This is a genomic window from Polaromonas sp. P1_G2 (assembly GCF_056405515.1).
On the sequence record NZ_JBFUBY010001182.1, the window covers coordinates 1 to 445 of the forward strand.

The window sequence follows — 445 nt, forward strand, 5'->3', positions numbered from 1 at the left end:
GTCACGTGATCGACCTCGCCTTCGAAGCGGCCGAACTGTGGAGTCCCGCCCCGGTGTTCTGTCTCGATATCGCCCTGACCGGACAGCGCTATGGGATAGTGGAAGCCAACTGCTTCAATGCATCAAGGTTCTACGGCGCGGATGCAAGCGCGATCCTGAAGTCTGTCTCTTCGTTGGTAGATGAAACATATGCGCGGGCCAGCGTGAACCAGCCCAATCGGACTTTGACCTGACCGACGCGATCGTCCGCGGGTATGTGGGCGGACATTTGCAAGATAGCGACCCCTGCAGGAATCGAACCTGCGACAACCTGCTTAGAAGGCAGGTGCTCTTACCCCTGGACGACTTTCGCCAAATAGCCTCAACTGCGCCGACAGAATCGAACAACTGGGATGGCAGGCAATGGATAGTTGGGCTTCGGTTCCCCAGGGACGCAGCGCAGACC

1 protein-coding gene is annotated in these 445 nt (G+C 58.2%); it reads left to right on the top strand.

All coding sequences use genetic code 11. The annotated features are described in order from the left end of the window. Positions 1-233 (top strand): hypothetical protein (locus tag AC1D0P_RS29670; RefSeq protein WP_477680006.1); only part of this gene is annotated, 233 nt, incomplete at its 5' end. Positions 234-445 lie beyond the last annotated feature (212 nt).